Raw genomic sequence first — 19,928 nt, 5'->3', positions numbered from 1 at the left:
ACATGGGACAGAGCGTGAGTGAACGCGGCGACGTGGCGACCGGACGCAGCGAGGTGTTCCGGCTGCCGGACCTCGGGGAGGGCCTGACCGAGGCGGAACTGGTGTCGTGGACGGTGGCGGTCGGTGACCGGGTCGAGCTCAACCAGGTGATCGCCGAGGTCGAGACCGCCAAGGCGACCGTGGAACTGCCGTCCCCGTACGCCGGGACGGTCGCCGAACTGCTCGCCGAGCCCGGCGACAGCGTGCCTGTCGGAAACCCCCTGATCCGGTTCGCCGTCCCCGGCGCGGCGGAACCGGGCGACGGTGGCGAGCCCGTGCAGGTGCTCGTCGGCTACGGTCCGGGCGCCGCCCCGGCCAGCAGGCGCGCGGCACGCGCCGCGGCGGCGCAGCCCCCGCAGCCGCCGACCGGGGAGCGGCACCGGCCGGACGCCAAGCCGTCGGCCCGCCGCGAGGCCCGGGCGCTCGGCGTGGATCTCACCGAGGTGACCGGCACCGGTGCGGGTGGCGTCGTCACCGTGCCCGACGTGCGCCGGGCTGCGGAAGTTCGCGACGCACAGCCGACGTCGGCCGAGCCGGCGCGCGAGACCCGTACCCCGATCCACGGGATCCGCAAGCGCACCGCCGCCGCGGTGGCGCGCAGTGCCTTCACCGCCCCGCACGTCACCGTGTTCCTCACCTGCGACGTCACCGCGACGGTCGAGCTCGTCGCCCGGTTCCGCGGCGCGCCCGCCTTCGAAGGGCGGCACCCGACGCCGCTCACCGTGGTGGCCAAGGCGCTGCTCCGGGTGCTCGCACACCAACCGATCCTCAACGCGGCGTGGGACGAGGATCACCAGGAGATCGTCACCCGTCACTACGTCAACCTGGGCATCGCCACCGCCACCGAGGCGGGACTGATGGTGCCGGTGATCCGCGACGCCGACCGCCTGTCGCTGCCGGAGCTCGCCGACGCCATCGCCCGGGCGGCGGAGACCGCCCGCTCCGGCCGCGCCACCCCGGCGGAGCTCACCGGCGGCACGGTGTCGATCACCAACGTGGGCGTGTTCGGGGTCGACACCGGCACCCCCATCCTCAACCCCGGTGAGACCGCCATCCTCGCGCTCGGTGCGATCGGCCCGCGTCCGTGGGTGGTGGACGGCGAGCTCGCCGTCCGGCAGGTCACGACGCTGTCGCTGTCGTTCGACCACCGTCTCGTCGACGGTGAGCAGGCGGCGCGAGCGCTTGCCGGGATCGGGGCGATCCTCACCGACCCGGTGCCGGAACTGCTCGCCGGCATCTGACCGGCGGTAGCGTCGGGACACGTGAACGCTCCGGATCTTCGCCGTGCCCGTGCGGCCGTGTTCGCGACCTTCGGTGTCAACGGGTTCCTGCTCGCGATGTGGGTGGTGCACATCCCCGCGATCGAGCAACGCGTCGGCATCGACCATGCCACGCTGGGTTCCCTGCTGCTGGTTCTCGCGGCGGGCGCGATCGCAGGGATGCAGGCCACCGGCCCGCTCGCGGATCGGTTCGGCAGCGACCGCACCACCGTCGCCGCGGCCGTCCTGCTGGCGGCGGCGACCGTCGGCCCCGGCCTGGCCGGCGCGGCCTGGCAGCTGGGCGCCGCGCTCGCGGTGTTCGGATTCGCCAACGGCGCCCTGGACGTGTCGATGAACTCGCAGGCCGTGGCGGTCGAGCAACGCTACCGGCGGCCGATCATGGCCGCCTTCCACGGGTTGTTCTCGGTGGGCGGGGTGGTCGGGTCCCTGGTGGGGGCGGGCACGCTGGCCGCCGGGCTCGCCCCGGCCGTGGCCCTCGGCGGCGCCGGCCTCGTCGGCATGCTCGTCGTCGCGGTCGCGGCGCCGCACCTCGTGCGCGTACCCCGGGTCGAGCACCCGCGCGGGTCCGGCCCGCGCGGGGGATACTCCCGCCGGGTGCTGCTGCTCGGCGGGCTCGCGTTCATGCTGATGCTCAGCGAAGGCGTCGCCAACGACTGGAGCGCCCTGCAGGTCAAGGACCACCTGGGCAGTCCGGACGCGGTCGCGGCGCTGGCCTTCGGCGCGTTCTCCGCGACGATGACGCTCGGGCGCTTCGTCGCGGACCGGGTCAGCGCCCGCATCGGCGCCGTCGCCGTCGTCCGGTACGGCACGCTGCTGGCGGCGCTCGGGATGGGCACCGTCATCGCCTCCCCGTGGCTGCCGGTGACGCTCGCCGGGTGGGCGCTGTTCGGGCTGGGCCTGTCCGGCGCCGTGCCGCAGATCTTCAGCGCCGCCGGGAACATCGACGCCGGCGCCCCGGGCCGCAACATGTCCCGCGTCGTCGGCATGGGGTACATCGGTTTCCTGGCCGGACCCGCCACCATCGGGTGGCTGTCGGAGGCGACGTCGCTGACCGTCGCGATGACGGTGCCGCTGGCGTGCGTGCTCGCTGCCGCCGCCCTCGCCGGCTCCGTCGGTGAGCGGAGCCGGCGCACGCTCGAGCGGGTGGACGAATCGGTCGGCTAACGCGGCAGCACGGTCAGCACCCTCACGACGTGGTCGCGGAACTCCCGCATGTAGTTGCGGAGGAAGTCCTCGGTGCCGGCGTTGTGCACGGTTCCGTCGTCGCCGAAGACCTCGGGCGTGTAGTGGATGTACGCCTCGGGCGACGTCATCTGCCGCGCGTTGCAGAAGCTCAGCACGGCGCGCAGGCTCTGCTGCCCGACGGCGGTGCCGATCGCGCCGATGGACGCGCCGATCACGGCCGCCGGGATGTGATCGAACGAGTTCTGCCCCCACGGCCGCGATGCCCAGTCGATGGCGTTCTTCAAGGCCCCGGGAATCGACCGGTTGTACTCGGGTGAGACGAACAGCACGGCATCCACGGCGCCGATCGCGTCCTTGAGCGCCGTCCCCTCCGGCGGGTAGTTCGCGTCGTAGTCGGGGCTGTAGAGCGGCAGGTCCCGGATAGGGATCTCGACGAAGTCCAGGTCGGACGGCGCGAGCCGGATCAGTGCCTTCGCCAGGATCCGGTTGATCGAGGTGGACGACAGGCTCCCGACGAAGTAGCCGACCTTGTAGGTCCTGTCGGTGCCGGTCCGGGGGGGTTCGGTCCCCGAAGGCTCGGTCACAGGGTGCTCGGTCACAGGACGCGTCCTTTCCGTCGGTGCGACGGGCCGGGCACGGCCCGCCTGCCACTTGCGACGGTCGCACACGAGCGGGGCGCCCGCACGGTGTTTCCGTGCGGACGCCCCGGGCGCGCCGATCTGCTTACAGCGCCTCGAGTTTTTACAGCGCCTCGAGTTTTACAGCGCCTTGAGTTCCTCGGTGACCTCGGAGACCATCTTCTTCGCGTCGCCGAACAGCATGGAGGTCTGGTCGGCGGTGAACAGCGGGTTGTCGATGCCGGCGTAGCCGGAGGACATCGAGCGCTTGAGCACGATGACCGACTTGGACTGGTCGACGTTGAGGATGGGCATGCCGTAGATCGGCGAGGACGAATCCTGCCGGGCGGCGGGGTTGGTGACGTCGTTGGCGCCGATGACGATGGTGACGTCGGTGCGGGAGAACTCCCCGTTGATGTCGTCCATCTCCTTCAGGGCCTCGTAGGGCACCTCGGCCTCGGCGAGCAGGACGTTCATGTGCCCGGGCATCCGGCCGGCGACCGGGTGGATGGCGTACTTGACCTCCACCCCCTTGTCCTCGAGCAGCGCCGCCATCTCCTTGACCGCGTGCTGCGCCTGCGCCACGGCCAGCCCGTACCCGGGCACCACGATGACCTGGTTGGCGTAGGCCATCTGGATCGCCGCATCCGAGGCGGAGGTGGCCTTGACGGTGCCGCCCGCCCCGGCCGGACCCGCACCGGCGCCGCCGTCGCCGCCGAACGAGCCGAACACGATCGCCGGGATGGACCGGTTCATCGCCTTGGCCATCAGGTTGGTCAGGATCGAACCCGAGGCGCCGACGATCATGCCGGCGACGATCATCGCCTGGTTGTTCAGCGCCAGACCCGCCGCCGCCGCCGACAGACCGGTCAGGGCGTTGAGCAGCGAGATCACCACGGGCATGTCCGCGCCGCCGATCGGCAGCACCACGAACAGACCCATCAGCCCGGCCACCACCAGCAGCGCCACGATCCACACCGCCGACGTCGGGTCGTTCGCCGGGTCAGCGTTCAGGCCGATGTACACCGCGATCGCGATCGAGGCCAGCGCGAGCACGATGTTCGCGACCTGGAAGGCCTTGGCCGCGCCGACCAGGCGGCGTTCGAGGTTCTTGTTCAGCAGCTCCTGCAGCTTGGCGAACGCCACCAGCGAGCCCCAGAACGAGACCGAGCCGACGATCGCGGCGAACAGCGAGCCGACCACCACGTGCACCGTCGGCGCCTCGTCGAGGGTGGTGAACCCGTCCGAGTCGAGGAACTCGGCCCAGGCGATCAGCGCGACGGTGCCGCCGCCGACACCGTTGAACAACGCCACCAGCTGCGGCATCGCGGTCATCTTCGTGCGCAGCGCCGGCGGCACCCCGAGCACCACACCGACGGCCAGGCCGGCGACGATCCAGATCCAGTTGTCGGTGTCGCGGATGTCGATCAGCACCGCCACCACCGCGACGGCCATGCCGGCGGCGGCGATGTAGTTGCCGCGCACCGCGGTCTTCGGGCCGGTCAGGCCCATCAGACCGTAGATGAACATCGCGAACGCGACGATGTACAGGACGGAGACGAGGTAGCTCATTTCGCGTCGGCTCCCTTCTCCACCACCGGCGCGGCCTGCGGCGTCACCGTCTTCTTCGGTTTGAACATGCCCAGCATGCGGTCGGTGACGACGAATCCGCCGACGACGTTGAGCGTGCCGAACACCAGCGCCACGAACAGGATGACCTTGATGCTCCACGGGGCGTCGGCGGGCAGATGCCCGAACACCACCAGCGCACCGAGCACCACGATGCCGTGGATGGCGTTGGTGCCCGACATCAGCGGGGTGTGCAGCGTGTTGGGCACCTTGGAGATCACGGCGAAGCCCACGAACCCGGCCAGCACCAGGATCGCGATGTTCGCCAACAATTCCGTATACATCTAGACGTTCTCCTTCGAGCGGGTGACGCACGCGCCGGCGAGGATCTCGTCCGAGAAGTCCGGCGCGAGCCCGCCGTCCTCGTCGAGCATCAACTCGAGCAGGGCCACGACGTTCTTCGAATACAGCTGCGAGGCGTGCTCGGGCATGGTCGCCGGCAGGTTCAGCGGCGAGCAGATCGTCACCGCATGCTTGACCACCGTCTGCCCCGGCTCGGTCAGCTCGCAGTTGCCGCCGGTCTCCCCGGCCAGATCCACCACCACCGAGCCCGGCTTCATGCCCTCCACTGCGGCGGCGGTCACCAGCCGCGGCGCCGGCCGGCCCGGCACCAGCGCGGTGGTGATCACCACGTCGAAGCCCTTGATGGCCTCCTCGAGCGCCGCCTGCTGCTGCGCGCGTTCGTCCTCGGTGAGTTCGCGGGCGTACCCGCCCTCCCCGGCCGCGTCGATCCCGAGATCGAGCCACTGCGCCCCGACCGAACGGACCTGATCGGCGACCTCCGGCCGCACGTCGTACCCGGTGGTGCGCCCACCGAGGCGCTTGGCCGTGGCCAGCGCCTGCAGCCCGGCCACCCCCACACCGAGCACCAGCACCGTGGCGGGCTTGACCGTGCCCGCGGCGGTGGTGAGCATCGGGAAGAACCGGGTGGACTCCGACGCGGCGACCAGCACCGCCTTGTACCCGGCGACGTTCGCCTGCGACGACAGCGCGTCCATCACCTGCGCGCGGGAGATCCGCGGGATCGACTCGACGGCGAACGCCTGCACCCCGGCCGCGGCCAGGGCGCCGATCTGGTTCTGCGCATTGCGGGGGGCGAGGAACCCGATCAGGGTCTGCCCCGACCGCATCCGCGCGACCTCCGCGTCCGACGGCGGCGCCACCTTGAGCACCACGTCCGCCGACCACCCGTCCCCGATCCGGGCCCCGGCCTCGACATAGGCCTCGTCCGGGATCAGCGCACCGAGCCCGGCCCCGGCCTCGACGACCACGTCGAGGCCCTTCTTGATCAACGACGGCACGATCATCGGCACCAGCGCGACCCGCCGCTCGCCGTCGCCCGTTTCCCGAACGACGCCGACGGTGGGGCGCGCTGTCACCGCACGTCCCGTATCCCTATCCCCGGTTTCCAAAGTTTTCGACTCCTGCGTTGAATCGGCACCTCACCGCGATGAGCGGCGGGTCATGTGCGACGAGCGGCCGACTCGGGCCGTGCACTATGGGCGATGAGCCCAGTCAGACGTACCGCGCCCCGATCAGGGGCGCAACCGTTCGGTTTCGTCTGAATCGAGTCCGAACAGTGAGTCGATGCCAGAATGTGAGGTAGTTCACTTCACAATTCTGCCGTATCGGCCGTGAGGAAGGAGGCACGAGTCCATGGCACGTCGCAGCGTCGTCGTCGAGCGCGTGTACGACCATCCGGGCGACGAGCAGGCGTTCCGGGTGTTCGTCGACCGGCTGTGGCCGCGGGGCCTGCGCAAGGACGCGTTCCATCACGACGACTGGGCCAAGGACCTGGCGCCGTCGACCGGGCTGCGCAAGTGGTACTCGCACGACGCGTCGCAGTTCACCGAGTTCCGGGACCGGTACCTCGCCGAACTGGACGGCCCGGACGCGCGGGCCGCGCTCGCGCGCGTCGACACTCTGGCCGACGGCCGGTCGATCGTCCTGCTCACCGCGACCCGCGACGTCGAGCACAGCGGCGCCGCCGTCCTCGCGGAACGGATGCGGGGTGCGCGGTGAACGACGTGCCCGACCTCGGCGGCGACCCGGTGTGCTGGATGCACCGGGTCTGTCCCGACTGCGGCTTCTTCCTCGAGGAACCGGAGGCGCCGTGCCCGCGCTGTGGCGCCGTGTTCCGCCACGATGCCGAGGGCACGGACGAGTCCGGACCCGGCCCCCTACCCTGACCCGATGACCACTCCCCCTCCTCGGATCCTCCGTCTGGCTCGGCGCGCACGACGGATCGCCGTGCTCACGGGCGCCGGGATGTCCGCCGAGAGCGGCGTGCCCACGTTCCGTGACGCACAGACCGGCCTGTGGGAACACTTCGACCCGGCCGACCTGGCGACCCCGGAGGCCTGGGACCGCGACCGTGCTTCCGTGTGGGCCTGGTACCAGTGGCGCGTGGCCCTGATCCGGCGAGTGCGGCCGAACGCCGGCCATCGTGCGCTGGCCGACTGGGGACGGACCGTGGAACTGTCGATAGTCACCCAGAACGTCGACGACCTGCACGAGCGCGCCGGCAGTCCCGTGCTCTCACACCTGCACGGCAGCCTGTTCTCGCCGCGGTGCGCCGACTGCGGCACCCCCGCCGACCTTCCGGAGGCCCCCGCCGAGCCGGTCGCTCGCCTCGATCCGCCGGACTGCGGCGCGTGCGGCGGCGACGTGCGGCCCGGCGTGGTGTGGTTCGGCGAGCCCCTGCCGACCGGGCCGTGGGAGGCCGCCACCGCAGCCGTGCTCACCGCCGACCTGGTGTTCGTGGTGGGCACGTCGGGGATCGTGTACCCCGCGGCCGGCCTGCCCTCGCTGGCTCGGCAGCACGGCATCCCCGTCGTAGAGGTCAACCCCGACCAGACCGGCCTGTCCGATCAGGTGGACGAGGTGTGGCGCACCACCGCGGCGGTGGGCCTGCCGCAACTCGTCGCAGCGGTCGCCGCGGAACGGACGCCACGCCTACAGTGAGCGGGTGAACTCCTGCGTGTTCTGCGCCATAGTCCGGGGCGACGCCCCGGCCGTGCGGGTGTACGAGGACGACGACGTGCTGGCCTTTCTCGACATCCGGCCCATCGCCCGGGGCCACACCCTGGTGGTGCCGCGGGTTCACGCACCCCGGCTCGACGATCTCGATCCCGGGCACGGCGCCGCGTTGTTCCGCGCCGGGCAGCGCATCGCCCGGGGCGTGCAACGCTCGGATCTCGCCGCCGACGGTGCCAACCTGGTGTTCAACGACGGTCGGTCCGCGTTCCAGACCGTCTTCCACGCGCATCTGCACGTGCTGCCGCGACGGCGCGGCGACAAGCTGCGCCTTGCGGCAGGACTGCTGCGGCGCCGACCCCACGACCCGGAGGCCACCGGCGCGGCGATCCGCGCCGGCCTGGCCCGTCTCGAAGCGGAGGACGCACTGTGACCCACGGAAACAGCTCGGCACCTGGCAGCACCACGCCGGACCCCGACGGAGCGCCGGAGTTTCCGGTCGAACCGATCCGCACGCTGCTCCTCGAGCAGTTCGCCGCCATCGACGGGTTGCTCGCCGACGTCCACGGGGACACCTGGTACACGCCCACGACCCTGCCCGGATGGACGGTCAAGGACATCACGGCGCACCTGATCGGGACCGAGTCGATGCTCGCCGGCATCGAGACGCCGCACGTCGCGATCGACGTGCACGCCCTCGGCCATGTCCGCAACGAGATCGGCGCATTCAACGAACGCTGGATCGAGTTCCTGCGTGGCACACCGGGTGACGAGGTGCTGGCCCGCTACCGGGAGATCGTCGCCCGTCGCCGGGAGCAGCTCGCGGCCATGACCCAGGAGGACTTCGAGGCACCGGCGATGACGCCGGCGGGCCAGGCGACCTACGGCCGGTTCATGCGGATCCGCATCTTCGACTGCTGGATGCACGAGCTCGACCTCCGCGACGCGCTCGGCGTCCCGGGCGACGAGGGCGGCGCGCGAGCCGAACTCGCGTCCGCGGAGATCTTCGGGGCCCTCGCGTTCGCTGTCGGCAAGCTCGGTAAGGCTCCCGCCGGGGCACGGATCACGCTCGAGCTGAGCGGACCCCTCGCCCGCACCGTTCACGTCGAGGTGGATGGCCGGGCCTCGGTCGTGCCGGCCCTGTCCGGTCCGGCGACGAGCACCGTGGCGATGGATTCGCGGCTGTTCGTGCGGCTCGCCGGCGGCCGCGTGCACGCGTTCGACCGCCTCGACGAGATCACCCTCGGCGGCGACACGACGGTCGGCCGGCGGATCGTGGACAACCTCGCCTTCGTCATCTGATCGGCGACTCCGTGCGGCTGTTCCTGTCGTCCTACCGGTTCGGCGCGGATCCCGGGTTGCTGCTCGGGGTCACCCGAGGCCCGTGCCCGATCGCGGTGATCGCCAACGCGGCCGACGCGTGGCCGTCCCGGGCCCGGGACTCGGCGGTGGCGAGCGAGCTCGCGCCGCTGCGCGCACTGGGATACGAACCCGTCGAGGTGGACCTGCGGGACCACGCCGGCTCGCCCGAGTCGCTGCGGGCGGTGCTGTCGCGGTTCGGGGCACTGTGGGTGCGCGGCGGCAACACGTTCGTGCTGCGGATGCGGCTCGCGCTGTGCGGTGGCGACGAGATCCTCACGGACCTGGTCCGGTCCGGTCGGCTGGCCTACGCGGGGTACAGCGCGGGGGCCTGCCTGGTGACGCCGTCCCTGCGCGGCCTCGAATTCTCCGACGATCCCGGCGAGGTGGACGTCGTCTGCGGGGTTCCGGCCCGCTGGGACGGTCTGGGGTGGGTGGACTACGCGATCGTCCCGCATGCCGGGGACTCGGCCCTGGCCGACGCGGGCGTCGCGCGCACGCTGGAATATCTCACGCAGCAGCGGCTGCCCTTCCGGGCACTCGACGACGACCAGGTGATCGTCGTGGACGAGGCGTGAGACTGCGCGCCGCCGCTCACGGGCCGCTGCTCGCGCGGACGAACGGCGCGAACCGGTCGAGGGAGACCCAGGCCGTGCGGCACCGGCGGGCGGTGACCTCGTCGGCGCGTGCGAGCAGGATGTCGAGCAGTTCGCGGGGATTGCCCTCCCAGCGCAGGGCGAGTTGCCGTTCCTCCTCGTCCGACAGCGCCGCGAACCGGCTCGCCGCCGCGGCCCAGTCCGCCACGTTCCCGCGGTGAAGGCTCTCCAGAGCCTTGTAATCGACCCGCCGCGAAAGGAATTCGTCGGACAGGGCGCGCACGAGTCGTGCGTCCGACAGCACGGATGCGGTCATACGGCACCTCCTTCGAACGACCGTTGACGTTAGTGACCTGCCACAACCACCCGATCGCACCGGCGGAACGATTCGGTAACAGAGTGACTGGTGCGACTGATGTGACTTCCGCTGTTAGCATTCCTACGGTGGAGACCCTGACCGACCTGCTCACGAGCGGTGCGGCGCCCTGGTGGGCCGTACCGGTGGGACTCGTGGCCGGCGTCCTGCTCGGCGTCTTCGCCACCCGGATCGGCGCGCGACCGTCGCGGCGGGCCGTCGCAGCAGCCGCTCCCCTGCGGGCGGCCGATCGCGCGTTGCAGGTCCGCTTCCTGCATGCCGCCGACACCGTCTACAACCACCTGTTCGAGGCGGACCACTCGGCTCTCGCCGAGGCCGACCTCGCCGAAGCCCTGCAGTCCGACGATCTGCATCTGCGTTCCGTCGCCCGCGGCATCGTCGACCTCGACGCGATCGTCAACGAGATGCGGCTGTCCGCCCCCGAGCCGGTGCTCACCGCCGCAGTCGCCCTCTTCGGGTACCTCACCGCCGTCTCGAGCGACGGGACCGACGATCTCGACGAGTTCCGCGACCGCTACCTGGCGCGCAAGACCGCGTTCGTCGACGCCGTCCGCGCGGCGCACCCCCCGGCCGGCCAGGTCACCGCCTGACCCCGTCTCCACCGTCGCCTGCATCGCGTCACCACCACGTCACCGCTCACACCGGCCCGCCCTCGACACAGGTCCACAACGAGAACATCGCATCCCACGCCGGCCCCATTACCGACTCGGGCAGATCCCACGGCCCCCGCGCAGGCCGGTAGGGTCGATGGTGTGACCAACGACGAGCACCGCATCGAACACCACCCCGACCAGTCCAGGTTCGCGTTGTACACCGGCGACACGCTCGCCGCGTTCGCCGACTACACCGACTCGGACGGGGTGCGCGACTTCGACCACACCGTCACCCAGCCTCAGTTCCGCGGCCACGGATTCGCCGCCGAGGTGGTCCGCCACGCCCTCGACGAGACCCGCTCGGAGGGCCGCAAGATCGCGGCCTCGTGCTGGTACGTCGCGAAGTTCCTCGACGCGAACCCCGAATACCGCAACTGATCCGCAGCAGATCCCGGGACGCGTGTTCCGGACGTCGGCGGTGTCGGGCTCGGACACGGTCGGCGGCGAACGAACGGCCTCGTCGGTGACTCGTCATATCCGCCCCTGCGGAGCCGGTGCTGCGTAACATCGAAACGGTCTCGGTTCGAACCCTTTCGGAGGCCGACATGGGTGGACTCGGAATCGATCTCGGAACTGCCAACACAGTCGTCGCCACCCCCGAAGACGGCGTCGTCTTCAACGAGCCGTCGTTCCTGCTGGTGCGCGAGAAGGACCCGCATCGCGCGCTTGCGATCGGTCAGGATGCGCGTGAGCTGGTCGGCCGCACCCCGGTCGGCATCACCCCGGTTCGCCCGATACGCGACGGCGTGATCGTGGATCTGGAGTCGGCCCGCACCTTCGTCACGGCCGTCATCAAGCGGGTCGCCCCGCACAGGTCCTACGGTCTACGACCGAACGGCGTGATCTCGGTTCCCGCAGGGGCCACGCCCCTCGAGCGTCGCGCGGTGCTCGAAGTCGGGCACGAGGCCGGTCTTCGCAAGGTCGGCCTGGTACCGGAGCCGGTCGCCGGCGCCCTGGGCTGCGGGATCAACCCGCTCGAAGCACGTGCCCACCTCGTCGTGGACATCGGCGGCGGCACTTCGGAAGTCACCGCGATCTGTTTCGGCGGCATTCTCTCCCATCGCAGTTGCCGACTCGCCGGGGACGAACTGACCACCGCGCTGTACCAGTACCTCCGCGCGGAGCACAAGATCGTCGTCGGCGAGCTCACCGCCGAGCGGGCGAAGGTGGGCACCCCCGGAACGCCCGACGGGCAGGCCCTCGTCGTCGAGGGACGCGATGCCGTCACCGGCCGCGCCCGGCTGGTCACGCTCGAGATCGAGGAGATCGTGGAGGCGTTGCGGCCGACGACGACGGGGATCGTGCAGACCCTGACCGATTGCCTCGAGGACCTCCCCGCCCAGGCCATCGGCGACGTGATGTCGGAGGGGCTGCTCGCCATCGGTGGCGGGGCGATGCTGCGCGGTCTGTCGCAGCTGCTCGAGGAGTCCTTCGGATTCCCGGTGAAGACCGCGGAACGTCCCCTCACCTGTGTCGCGGAAGGCGCCAAGGCCTGCCTGGAGCACCCCGAGGTGGTGGCGGCGTACAGCAGCTGATCACCGGTTCGGCTCCGGGACCGGAGGTGACGGAAAGTACCACCGGAGGAGTTTCTCGACCACCGGCCCGGCGGTCGCCGACCCGAACCCGCCGCCGCGGACCAGCACCGACACCACGATCTCGGGTGCGTCCATGGGTGCGACCGCGGAGAACCAGGCGTTCAGACCCTTCCCGGGCGCGGACGGGTCCTCCGCCGTGCCGGTCTTGGCGCCCGCCTGCACCGGCAGATCGGCCAGCTGCCCGGCCGTACCGGCCGACGCCGACGCCCGCATCCCCGCCCGTACGGGATCGAGGTGGTCGGCGAAGGGCAGCCGGCGCGGCTCCGCCGTGGGAATCGGAATGTCGTCCTCCGACCCGTACGCCGCTGCGAGCCGAGGGGTGACCATCGCACCGGTGGCGATGCCCGTCGTCCAGCACGCCACCTGCAGCGGGGTCGCGCTGACGGTGCCCTGGCCGATGCCCATCAGCAGCGTCGAGCCCGGATACCAGGTGGCGCCGATACGTGCCACCGACTCCGGCGTGCCGAGGAACCCTTCGGCCTCGCCCGGCAGGTCGATTCCCGATCGCTGCCCCACGCCGAGTTGCTCGGCGACCGCGGCGATCCGCTCGGGCCCGAGGAGTTCGGCCAGGCGGTAGAAGTAGACGTTGTCGGACCACTGGATGGCCTGCAGCAGGTCGTGCGGCCCCATGGGCTGCCAGTTCCGGAAGGTGTGCCCACCGTAGGTGTAGGCCGCGCCCGTGGCGATCACGGTCTCCGGTGCCAGAACCGGGTTCTCGGCGTTCGCGGCGGCGGTGACGATCTTGAACGTCGACCCGGGCGGTGCGGCGGTCTGGGCGACGTGGTTGACCATCGCCCCCGGCCCGGACGACTGGGCCTGCGCCGCGAGGGCGACGAGGTCGGCCGGCGGGCCGTAGGCGTTGTTGTCGAATCCGGGCACGCTGGCCATGGCCCGTACCGCTCCGGTGCGGGCGTCCATCACGATCGCGGCCCCCAGGTCGCCGCCGCTGGTGCGGACGGCTCCGGTCAACGCAGTGGTCGCCAGGTCCTGCAGGCCGATGTCGAGGTGCAACCGCAGGTCGTGTCCCCGTATCGGATCCACCCGCGTGCCGGGGGCGACCGGACGTCCGGTCGGATCGACGTACATGCACTGCCTGCCGTCGGTGCCGCGCAGCAACGCGTCGTACTGCTTCTCGATTCCGGCCTTGCCGACCCGTGATCCGAGCGCCAGATGCGGCCAGCGCTCCATGTCCTGCTGATCGGCGACCCCGACATGGCCGAGTACCGACGCGAGCATCGCCCCGTACGGGTAGGTCCTGCGGCCGGACGGAGCGACGAGGACCCCGGGAAAACGTTCGTTCACGACCTGCCGAGCCTGTTCGGGTGCGACCCTGCCGACGAGGACCTGCGGTTCCCCTTCGGAACGTCCACTCATCACCTCGGCCAGTTCGTCCGGGGAGAGGCCGATCAGCGCCGCGAGTCGGCTGCGCGAGCCCGGATCGTTCTCGCCGAACACCTGGGGCAGGACGGCAACGGCGTACTCGGCGGCGTTCAGCGCGAGCGGCACGCCGTTGCGGTCGACGATGAGACCGCGCTCGGCGGGCAGCCGGATACAGCGCATCATCTGCGCCTCACCCGCGGTGCGGAGCTCCGCACCGCGGACGTGTTGCAGCTGCCAGGTGACCATCGACATCGCGACGAGCGCGGCTGTCAGCCCGACCGCCCCTGCCGACACCCCTCGTAGGCGGCGGCGCCGTCTCGGTTCCGGACGCCAGAGCGGCCGCGCGACGCCGTCTCTGCGCACCGCGAGTACCAGTCCGACAGCAACGAATGCGACGAGGGCGGCCGTTCCCCCGTAGCTGAACAGCGGAATCGGCATGCCGGTGTGCGGGATCAGGGACAGACTCGCACCGATCGATACCAGGGCGTGGATCCCGAACGTCGCGCCGATTCCCGCCGCGACCAGCGCCGCCTCGCGGGTCCGGGCGGTGCGGGCGGCGAGCACCGCCCGCCACACGATCACCGTGGTGGCGACCACGACTGCCAGGCCGGCGAACAGTCCCCATCCGTACACGACGCTCGCGAAGGCGAGATCGTGTTCCGATTCGGGGAGATAGTCGGCTCTCACCTCGTAGAGGGGGTCTCGCGCCAGACCCCACCATCCGCCGCTGCCGATGGCGATATCCGCCTGCAGCGCGGCCCAACCCGCCCCACTCGGGTCGACGTTGCTCGACAGGAACACGTGCACGCGTTCGAGTTGATAGGGGCGGAGGACGAGAACGGCGAGCGGCAGCGACGCGACTCCCACCGCGAACAACGGAAGCAGGGGCAGCAGCGGCACCCTGGCCAGGATGAGCATGACCATGACCGTCGCGACGAGCACCAGGGCAGTCGACAGGTCCGGTTGCAGCGCGACGAGCGCAATCGGTACCCCGGTGGCCGTCAGGGCTGCCGCGAACCGGCCGAGGGTGAAGCCACCGGCCAATATGCCGGCCGGGACCAGCACGACAGCGAGTTTGGCGAGTTCGGCGGGCTGGACGGTGAACACGCCGAAGTCCAGCCAGCGTTGAGCGCCTTTGGTCGCGACGCCGGCGAGCGGCACGGCGGCCAACAGCACGGTCGCCGCGGCGAGCACCGCCCATCCGAATGCCCGCAGATCAGTCGCCCGCAGGCGGGAAACGACGCGCATCAGGACGAGACCGACTGCCGCGAACAATGCGTGCCGAACGGCATTCGACGTCATCCCGATCGCGGTGAGATTCAGCAGACCGAGCACCACGAGTACCACGGCCGCGGTGACGATCCAGGGATCGGATTCCCGCCGGCGCTCGGCCATGTCCCCTCCTCGCCGTCTCAGCAGGTCGCGTTCTCGGCGGGCACCGACAGTGGCTCCGAGGCGGCTGCCGCCGGGGCGCTGGTCACCGCGGCGACAGCCAGCGCCCTACCGGGTGGCAGATCCGCCCAGCTGATTCCGTACACCTCCTCCTCGCCCGGCTGGGCGGCCAGCGAGACCTCGGCGCTCGTGCCGACCGCGCCGGAACATCTGTCGTAGACGTTCAGCGCCCAGGTCACGGTGCCGGCACTTGCCGTGGAGTCGAGGTGTACGTCCACCCGGACGGCGCACATGCGTCCGGGCGCGCATCCACCGTTGGCGAAGGTGGCGGTGACCAGCTTGATCGGACCCGCGCTTGCCGGGGCGCCGACCTGGACCGGCCCGGGCGCCGTCGTGCCCGCGCCCACTGCCGACCCGTCCTGACCGCCCTCAGGTTCGGGCGGCGGAGGCGAGACCGGCTCGATCCGGTTCGGCTCCCCCGTATCCACCGGGTTCAGGACGGCGTCCCAGCCGCGGCGCAACTCCTCCCACGCCCGCGGCGCCACCCACAGCGTCCCGACGAGAATCAGGATCGCGACGAGGCCGAGCACCCCCTGCCGTCGCGACGGTCGTCTCCGCCGGCGATGCCACCCACTGCGCACCGGCGGATACCAGCCGGCCGGGGCGAGAGACGTTCCGGCCCCTCGGTCCGGACTCCGCGGCGCGTCCGCCCGCGCCACCGCCGGGCCGTCCGGAAAGGGACGTTCCGTCATCACCGCGACGAGTGCGGCGAGCTGGCTCCGCACCCGGGACTCCTCGGCCGGGTCGCGGCCCGCTGCGATCGTGTGCCGGACCCGGTGCATCAGGTCCGCGAGATCTGTTGCTTCGTCGATCGATTCGTTCACCTGTTCGGCCCACTCCGGACAGCGGCAGCTCGTCACGATGCCGCGGAGCAGTCTCGCCGCCGACTCGTCCGCTGCGTGCCCGTCCGTCGCGCTCTCGTTCCATGCGATCGTGAGCCGTCCGGTCTCGGACACCGTCACCGCGTCGTCCCGCAGCCGGCTCGGACAGCGGTGCCGACGGCGTTCGAGCCGGCAGATCAGATCGTCGACGAGCAGTGCAGCCTGCGCTCGGGTCAACGTGGCCACCGCGAGCAGACGCCGGAGCGGCACACCGTCGCCAGGAGTCTCGTCGTCGAGTAGGGAGGGTTCCCATCGGGGCTCGACAGGCTCGCGCCCTCTCCCCCGGAGCTCTGTCACTGCTTCGCTCATCGTGCACCCCGAACCGCTGCGCCGCCCGCACAGGTCGCAACCGGGACGGGCGACGGTGAACCATGACTTCGGATTGGTTGGTGTCGAGTTCCACTACCCCTGGGGTATCCATTCAACTCCGACTCGCGCTGGCGGACATGCCGTTTACTCATCCGAGACCCGGTCCGTCTCGTTCACCGGCTGCATGCGGGCTGTATGTCCGAGCGACCGTCTGCCGCGCGGACATGCCCGATCCGCGCAGCCCTCTCGAAACGGGCACCGCGTCGCTTCCCTTCACCGGTGGCGGCATCCCATCCCCGGTTCCGCGGCGCACATCTGCGACCGGCCTGCAGCGGCTAATCTCGAGCCATGATGCTGGCGAACGCCTGCGAGCTGTATCGAGGCACAGGCCTCGTCGGCCAGCCCGCGGCCACCGTCAGCAGCCTGGCCTTCGTAGTGGCCGGTGTCGCGGTCCTCGCGCGCCGGGACACGGCGAGCGTCACCTACGGTCTGCTCGTCGTCGCGGTCGGCGCCGGGTCGCTCGTCGCGCACGGACCGAACCCGCCGTGGCAGGCGTACGCACACGACCTCCCTCTCGCGACGCTGCTCGCCTTCGTCGCCGTAGACGCCGCTTCGGACCGGTTCGGCACTCGGCTGTCACCGTGGCGGTGGCGCGTCGTTCCGTTCCTGATGGTTCCCGTCGTGGCCGCCGGGCCGTCGGTCTCCACCGTCGTACAGGCATTGCTGGCCGTCGTCGCCGTCGGACTGGCCCTCGACCGCGCCCGCATCCGCCCGCACCTGCGACGGTCGACGATCGTCGCGGCACTTCTTCTCGCGTCGGGTGCCTTGCTCGGCACCCTCGGCGACCGGACATCGCTCTGCCGGCCGAGCAGTGCGCTTCAGGGCCACGCACTGTGGCACCTTCTCGCCGCAGCCGGATTGTGGCGGCTCGCCCCCACCATCGGCGCCGCCGAGAACGTCACGGCGCAGCGCAGGTCACGGCGTCCGGAGAAGCGTTGAGGGTGCCGTCGCTGTGGGCGGGACGCCGGAGCCGGGCCGATCGAGCGGGGACGGGGTGGAGTGAGTGCGCCACCGCCCTACCGGCTGGTGCGCAACCAGGCGGCGGTGTCCGGTGGCAGAGAACGTGCATCGTTCAGGTCGGTGGAGGCGAGCAGGACGGTTGTGTCCGGGTCGATCGCAATCGGGTGGTGGGACAGATTCACAACGCACCGGAACGCCGTCCCGCGGTCGAAGGCGAGGGTATCGGGGGGCGACGGCTGCCAGGAGAAGGAGTCGTCGCGCAGGGCGGGCAGTGTGCGTCGGAGCCGGAGTGCGGTGCGGTAGAGGGTGAGCATCGAATCGGGGGCGTCGGACAAGGCGACGACGGTCTTCGACTTCCAGCTGGCGGGTTGGGGTAGCCACGGCCGGACGTCGTCGGTGGCGAATCCGAAGGGTGGGTGGTCGCCGCTCCAGGGCAGCGGGACCCGGCATCCGTCGCGGCCACGGATGGTGTGCCCGGACCGTTCCCAGGTCGGGTCCTGCAGCAGTTCCGTAGGGAGGTCGGTGACCTCCTCGAGGCCGAGCTCCTCGCCCTGGTAGAGGTAGGCACCGCCCGGCAGACCGAGCATGAGCAGGACCGCGGCGCGCGCGCGCCGGGTGCCGAGGGTGAGATCGGAGTCGGTGGCGGCGGTCAGGGTCATCGGCAGGGTGCTGGTTTCGGCGCGCCCGAATCGGGTGAGGTGCCGGGTTTCGTCGTGGCTCGAAAGCACCCAGGTGGTCGGCGCACCGACCTCGCGGAGGGCCTCGCGGCTGCGGTCGATGGCCTCGCGCAGCGCTGTCGGATCCCAGCCGGCTCTCGGGAAGTCGAAGTTGAAGGCGGTGTGCAACTCGCCGGGGCGCACATAGCGGGCCAGGCGCTCGGGGCTGCGGACGATCGCCTCGGCGACGAACATGCGATCGGGGCCGTATTCGTCGGCGATGGCGCGAAACTCGCGCAGGATGTCGTGAAGTTCGTCGACATCCCAGTGCGGATTGTCGACCCACGTGCTCGATTCGAACCGGGCTCCCGGTGCGTGGCCGGCATCCGGCAGTCCGGGAACCTTGGCCATTGCCGACACGGCGTCGATGCGTATGCCGTCGACGCCGCGATCGAACCAGAAGCGCAGAACGTCGGCGAATTCGGTGCGGACCTCGGGGTTGGTCCAGTCGAGGTCGGGTTGTTCGGGTGCGAACAGGTGCAGATACCACTGGCCCGCCTGTCCGTCGTCTCGGGTGGTGCGGGTCCAGGCCGGCCCGCCGAAGGCGCTGATCCAGTCGTTCGGCGGAAGTTCGCCCGTGTCACCGCGGCCGGGGCGGAAGAAGTACCTGGCGCGCTCTCGCGAACCGGGGGCGCTGCGCAAGGCCTCCCGAAACCAGGGGTGGCTGTCGGAGGTGTGGTTGGCGGGCAGGTCGATGATGACGCGGAGTCCGGCGGCGTGGGCGGCGGCCAGCAGGGTGTCCGCGTCGTCGAGAGTGCCGAAGAGCGGATCGATGTCGCGGAAGTCGGCGACGTCGTAGCCGCCGTCCGCCATCGGGGACGGATACCAGGGGGTGATCCAGACGGCGTCGACGCCGAGGTCGACGAGATACGGCAGGCGCTCGGCGAGCCCTGCGAGGTCGCCGATGCCGTCACCGGTGCCGTCTGCGAAGCTGCGCAGATACACCTGGTAGATGACGGCGTCGTGCCACCACTGACGTGATGTGGGCATGGTCTCCCCCTGGGGACGGTGTGGGCGGGGTTGTGTGGGCGGCACGGGTCAGCCCTTGACGGCGCCGGCGATCATCGCCTTGACGAAGTGGCGCTGGAACAGCAGGAACACCACGATGGTCGGTGCCATGATCAGCAGGGATCCGGCGTTGAGAAGGACGACGTCGGTGGAGTATTGGCCGACGAAGTTCTGCAGTGCGCCCGCCATGGTCCGCTTACCGGGGTCGTCGATGAGGACGATTGCCTGCAGGAAGGTGTTCCAGGTCCACAGGAACAGCAGCAGGCACAGCGAGGCCAGCGCCGGAACCGCGAGCGGGATCTGTATGTGACGGAAGGCCTGCCAGGGGCCCGCCCCGTCCAGGGCCGCAGCCTCGGTGAGCTCTTTCGGCATGGACAAGAAGTGGGCTCGCATCCAGAAGACGGCGAAGGGCGTGAACGTGCCGATGAGGACCAGGATGAGCCCGAGGCGGGTGTCGAGCAGGTTCATCTCGCGCAGCTGGTAGTAGAGCGGCACGATCGTCGCTTCCTTCGGGAGGGTCAATCCCAGGAGCAGGAGCAGGAAGACGACGGTGCCTCCGGGCACGTGCAACTGCCCGAGCCCGTAGCCGGCCATCGCGGCGAACAGCGCTGCGACCGGAACGACGCCGGCGACGAGGATGATGCTCGAGACCATCAGCGGTGTCACCTCCGCGACGCGCCAGGCGTCGACGAAGTTGTGCCACTGCGGGTTCGACGGCCATGACAGCCCAAGCGGGACGGTGCCCTGCGGCTGAAGTGCCGCCGACAACATGCTCAGCAGCGGCAGGATCGAGAAGATCATGGTGCCGAGCAGCAGGACGAGTCCGGGAATTCGTTGGCGAACCGAGGTTTTCATGA

21 protein-coding genes are annotated in these 19,928 nt (G+C 70.8%); 12 read left to right on the top strand and 9 right to left on the bottom strand.

Annotated features, from left to right (window positions below):
* Window positions 1-2: 2 nt before the first annotated feature.
* Window positions 3-1,280: a dihydrolipoamide acetyltransferase family protein gene (locus tag ACM26Y_RS09005; protein WP_416063260.1), complete on the top strand. Its 1,278-nt coding sequence runs from the start codon at window positions 3-5 to the stop codon at window positions 1,278-1,280.
* Between the two features lie 96 nt (window positions 1,281-1,376).
* Window positions 1,377-2,483 carry an MFS transporter gene (locus tag ACM26Y_RS09000; protein WP_416063645.1) on the top strand — a complete coding sequence of 369 codons (1,107 nt, stop codon included), beginning with the start codon at window positions 1,377-1,379 and terminating at the stop codon, window positions 2,481-2,483.
* Here the strand turns inward: ACM26Y_RS09000 and ACM26Y_RS08995 are convergent.
* The 4 genes from ACM26Y_RS08995 to ACM26Y_RS08980 form a co-directional block, all read right to left on the bottom strand.
* Complete coding sequence (locus ACM26Y_RS08995) at window positions 2,480-3,103, bottom strand: NADPH-dependent FMN reductase (protein ID WP_416063259.1); 624 nt, start codon at window positions 3,101-3,103, stop codon at window positions 2,480-2,482. The genes ACM26Y_RS09000 and ACM26Y_RS08995 overlap by 4 nt on opposite strands.
* Window positions 3,104-3,262: 159 nt before the next feature.
* A complete protein-coding gene (locus ACM26Y_RS08990; protein ID WP_416063258.1) occupies window positions 3,263-4,693 on the bottom strand; it encodes an NAD(P)(+) transhydrogenase (Re/Si-specific) subunit beta in 1,431 nt (476 codons plus the stop codon).
* Window positions 4,690-5,034 carry an NAD(P) transhydrogenase subunit alpha gene (locus ACM26Y_RS08985; protein ID WP_289378465.1) on the bottom strand — a complete coding sequence of 115 codons (345 nt, stop codon included), beginning with the start codon at window positions 5,032-5,034 and terminating at the stop codon, window positions 4,690-4,692. The genes ACM26Y_RS08990 and ACM26Y_RS08985 overlap by 4 nt, the downstream gene beginning before the upstream one ends.
* Window positions 5,035-6,129, bottom strand: coding sequence for a Re/Si-specific NAD(P)(+) transhydrogenase subunit alpha (locus ACM26Y_RS08980; RefSeq protein WP_416063257.1), 1,095 nt, complete (start codon window positions 6,127-6,129; stop codon window positions 5,035-5,037).
* A gap of 277 nt (window positions 6,130-6,406) precedes the next feature.
* Between ACM26Y_RS08980 and ACM26Y_RS08975 the strand changes: the two genes are divergently transcribed.
* Genes ACM26Y_RS08975 through ACM26Y_RS08950 form a run of 6 tightly spaced genes read left to right on the top strand, consistent with a single transcriptional unit; the run spans window position 6,407 to window position 9,663 of the window.
* Window positions 6,407-6,772, top strand: a complete 366-nt coding sequence (locus ACM26Y_RS08975; RefSeq protein WP_003935201.1) for a DUF488 domain-containing protein — start codon at window positions 6,407-6,409, stop codon at window positions 6,770-6,772.
* Window positions 6,769-6,939, top strand: a complete 171-nt coding sequence (locus ACM26Y_RS08970; RefSeq protein ID WP_003935200.1) for a hypothetical protein — start codon at window positions 6,769-6,771, stop codon at window positions 6,937-6,939. Before ACM26Y_RS08975 ends, ACM26Y_RS08970 begins: the two co-directional genes overlap by 4 nt.
* A 4-nt stretch (window positions 6,940-6,943) precedes the next feature.
* A complete protein-coding gene (locus ACM26Y_RS08965) occupies window positions 6,944-7,714 on the top strand; it encodes an NAD-dependent deacylase (protein WP_416063256.1) in 771 nt (256 codons plus the stop codon).
* A 4-nt stretch (window positions 7,715-7,718) separates the two neighbouring features.
* Window positions 7,719-8,159, top strand: a complete 441-nt coding sequence (locus tag ACM26Y_RS08960) for an HIT family protein (RefSeq protein WP_003935198.1) — start codon at window positions 7,719-7,721, stop codon at window positions 8,157-8,159.
* The gene (locus ACM26Y_RS08955) at window positions 8,156-9,028 is read left to right on the top strand and encodes a maleylpyruvate isomerase family mycothiol-dependent enzyme (protein ID WP_416063255.1); all 873 of its coding nucleotides are present in this window, start codon (window positions 8,156-8,158) and stop codon (window positions 9,026-9,028) included. The genes ACM26Y_RS08960 and ACM26Y_RS08955 overlap by 4 nt, the downstream gene beginning before the upstream one ends.
* Window positions 9,029-9,039: 11 nt before the next feature.
* Window positions 9,040-9,663, top strand: coding sequence for a Type 1 glutamine amidotransferase-like domain-containing protein (locus ACM26Y_RS08950; RefSeq protein ID WP_054374525.1), 624 nt, complete (start codon window positions 9,040-9,042; stop codon window positions 9,661-9,663).
* 16 nt (window positions 9,664-9,679) lie between these two features.
* Here the strand turns inward: ACM26Y_RS08950 and ACM26Y_RS08945 are convergent, their stop codons facing one another.
* Entirely contained in the window at window positions 9,680-9,997 is a 318-nt protein-coding gene (locus ACM26Y_RS08945; RefSeq protein ID WP_054374522.1) for a hypothetical protein, read from the bottom strand.
* Between the two features lie 128 nt (window positions 9,998-10,125).
* On the opposite strand from ACM26Y_RS08945, the gene ACM26Y_RS08940 reads away from it, so the two are divergent.
* The 3 genes from ACM26Y_RS08940 to ACM26Y_RS08930 all read left to right on the top strand — a co-directional run bounded on the left by ACM26Y_RS08940 (window position 10,126) and on the right by ACM26Y_RS08930 (window position 12,245).
* Window positions 10,126-10,647: a hypothetical protein gene (locus ACM26Y_RS08940; protein WP_416063254.1), complete on the top strand. Its 522-nt coding sequence runs from the start codon at window positions 10,126-10,128 to the stop codon at window positions 10,645-10,647.
* Between the two features lie 162 nt (window positions 10,648-10,809).
* Window positions 10,810-11,088 carry a GNAT family N-acetyltransferase gene (locus tag ACM26Y_RS08935; protein ID WP_003935193.1) on the top strand — a complete coding sequence of 93 codons (279 nt, stop codon included), beginning with the start codon at window positions 10,810-10,812 and terminating at the stop codon, window positions 11,086-11,088.
* Between the two features lie 167 nt (window positions 11,089-11,255).
* Window positions 11,256-12,245, top strand: coding sequence for a rod shape-determining protein (locus ACM26Y_RS08930; protein WP_040781454.1), 990 nt, complete (start codon window positions 11,256-11,258; stop codon window positions 12,243-12,245).
* Here ACM26Y_RS08930 and ACM26Y_RS08925 read toward each other — a convergent pair whose 3' ends face one another.
* Both ACM26Y_RS08925 and ACM26Y_RS08920 read right to left on the bottom strand, forming a co-directional pair.
* Window positions 12,246-15,080 carry an FtsW/RodA/SpoVE family cell cycle protein gene (locus ACM26Y_RS08925; protein ID WP_416063253.1) on the bottom strand — a complete coding sequence of 945 codons (2,835 nt, stop codon included), beginning with the start codon at window positions 15,078-15,080 and terminating at the stop codon, window positions 12,246-12,248. It abuts the gene before it with no gap.
* 17 nt (window positions 15,081-15,097) lie between these two features.
* Window positions 15,098-16,228, bottom strand: a complete 1,131-nt coding sequence (locus ACM26Y_RS08920; RefSeq protein ID WP_416063252.1) for a hypothetical protein — start codon at window positions 16,226-16,228, stop codon at window positions 15,098-15,100.
* 447 nt (window positions 16,229-16,675) lie between these two features.
* Between ACM26Y_RS08920 and ACM26Y_RS08915 the strand changes: the two genes are divergently transcribed.
* Window positions 16,676-17,326, top strand: coding sequence for a hypothetical protein (locus ACM26Y_RS08915; protein WP_416063251.1), 651 nt, complete (start codon window positions 16,676-16,678; stop codon window positions 17,324-17,326).
* A gap of 77 nt (window positions 17,327-17,403) precedes the next feature.
* Here ACM26Y_RS08915 and ACM26Y_RS08910 read toward each other — a convergent pair whose 3' ends face one another.
* On the bottom strand, window positions 17,404-19,053 hold the full coding sequence (locus ACM26Y_RS08910) for a glycoside hydrolase family 13 protein (RefSeq protein WP_416063250.1): 1,650 nt from the start codon (window positions 19,051-19,053) through the stop codon (window positions 17,404-17,406).
* Window positions 19,054-19,101: 48 nt separating this feature from the next.
* Window positions 19,102-19,926: a carbohydrate ABC transporter permease gene (locus tag ACM26Y_RS08905; RefSeq protein ID WP_054374513.1), complete on the bottom strand. Its 825-nt coding sequence runs from the start codon at window positions 19,924-19,926 to the stop codon at window positions 19,102-19,104.
* Window positions 19,927-19,928 lie beyond the last annotated feature (2 nt).

Source organism: Rhodococcus indonesiensis, from assembly GCF_047782815.1.
In the GTDB taxonomy this organism is placed as follows: Bacteria; Actinomycetota; Actinomycetes; order Mycobacteriales; family Mycobacteriaceae; genus Rhodococcus; species Rhodococcus indonesiensis.
This window is presented reverse-complemented; position numbering and strand designations above follow the sequence as displayed.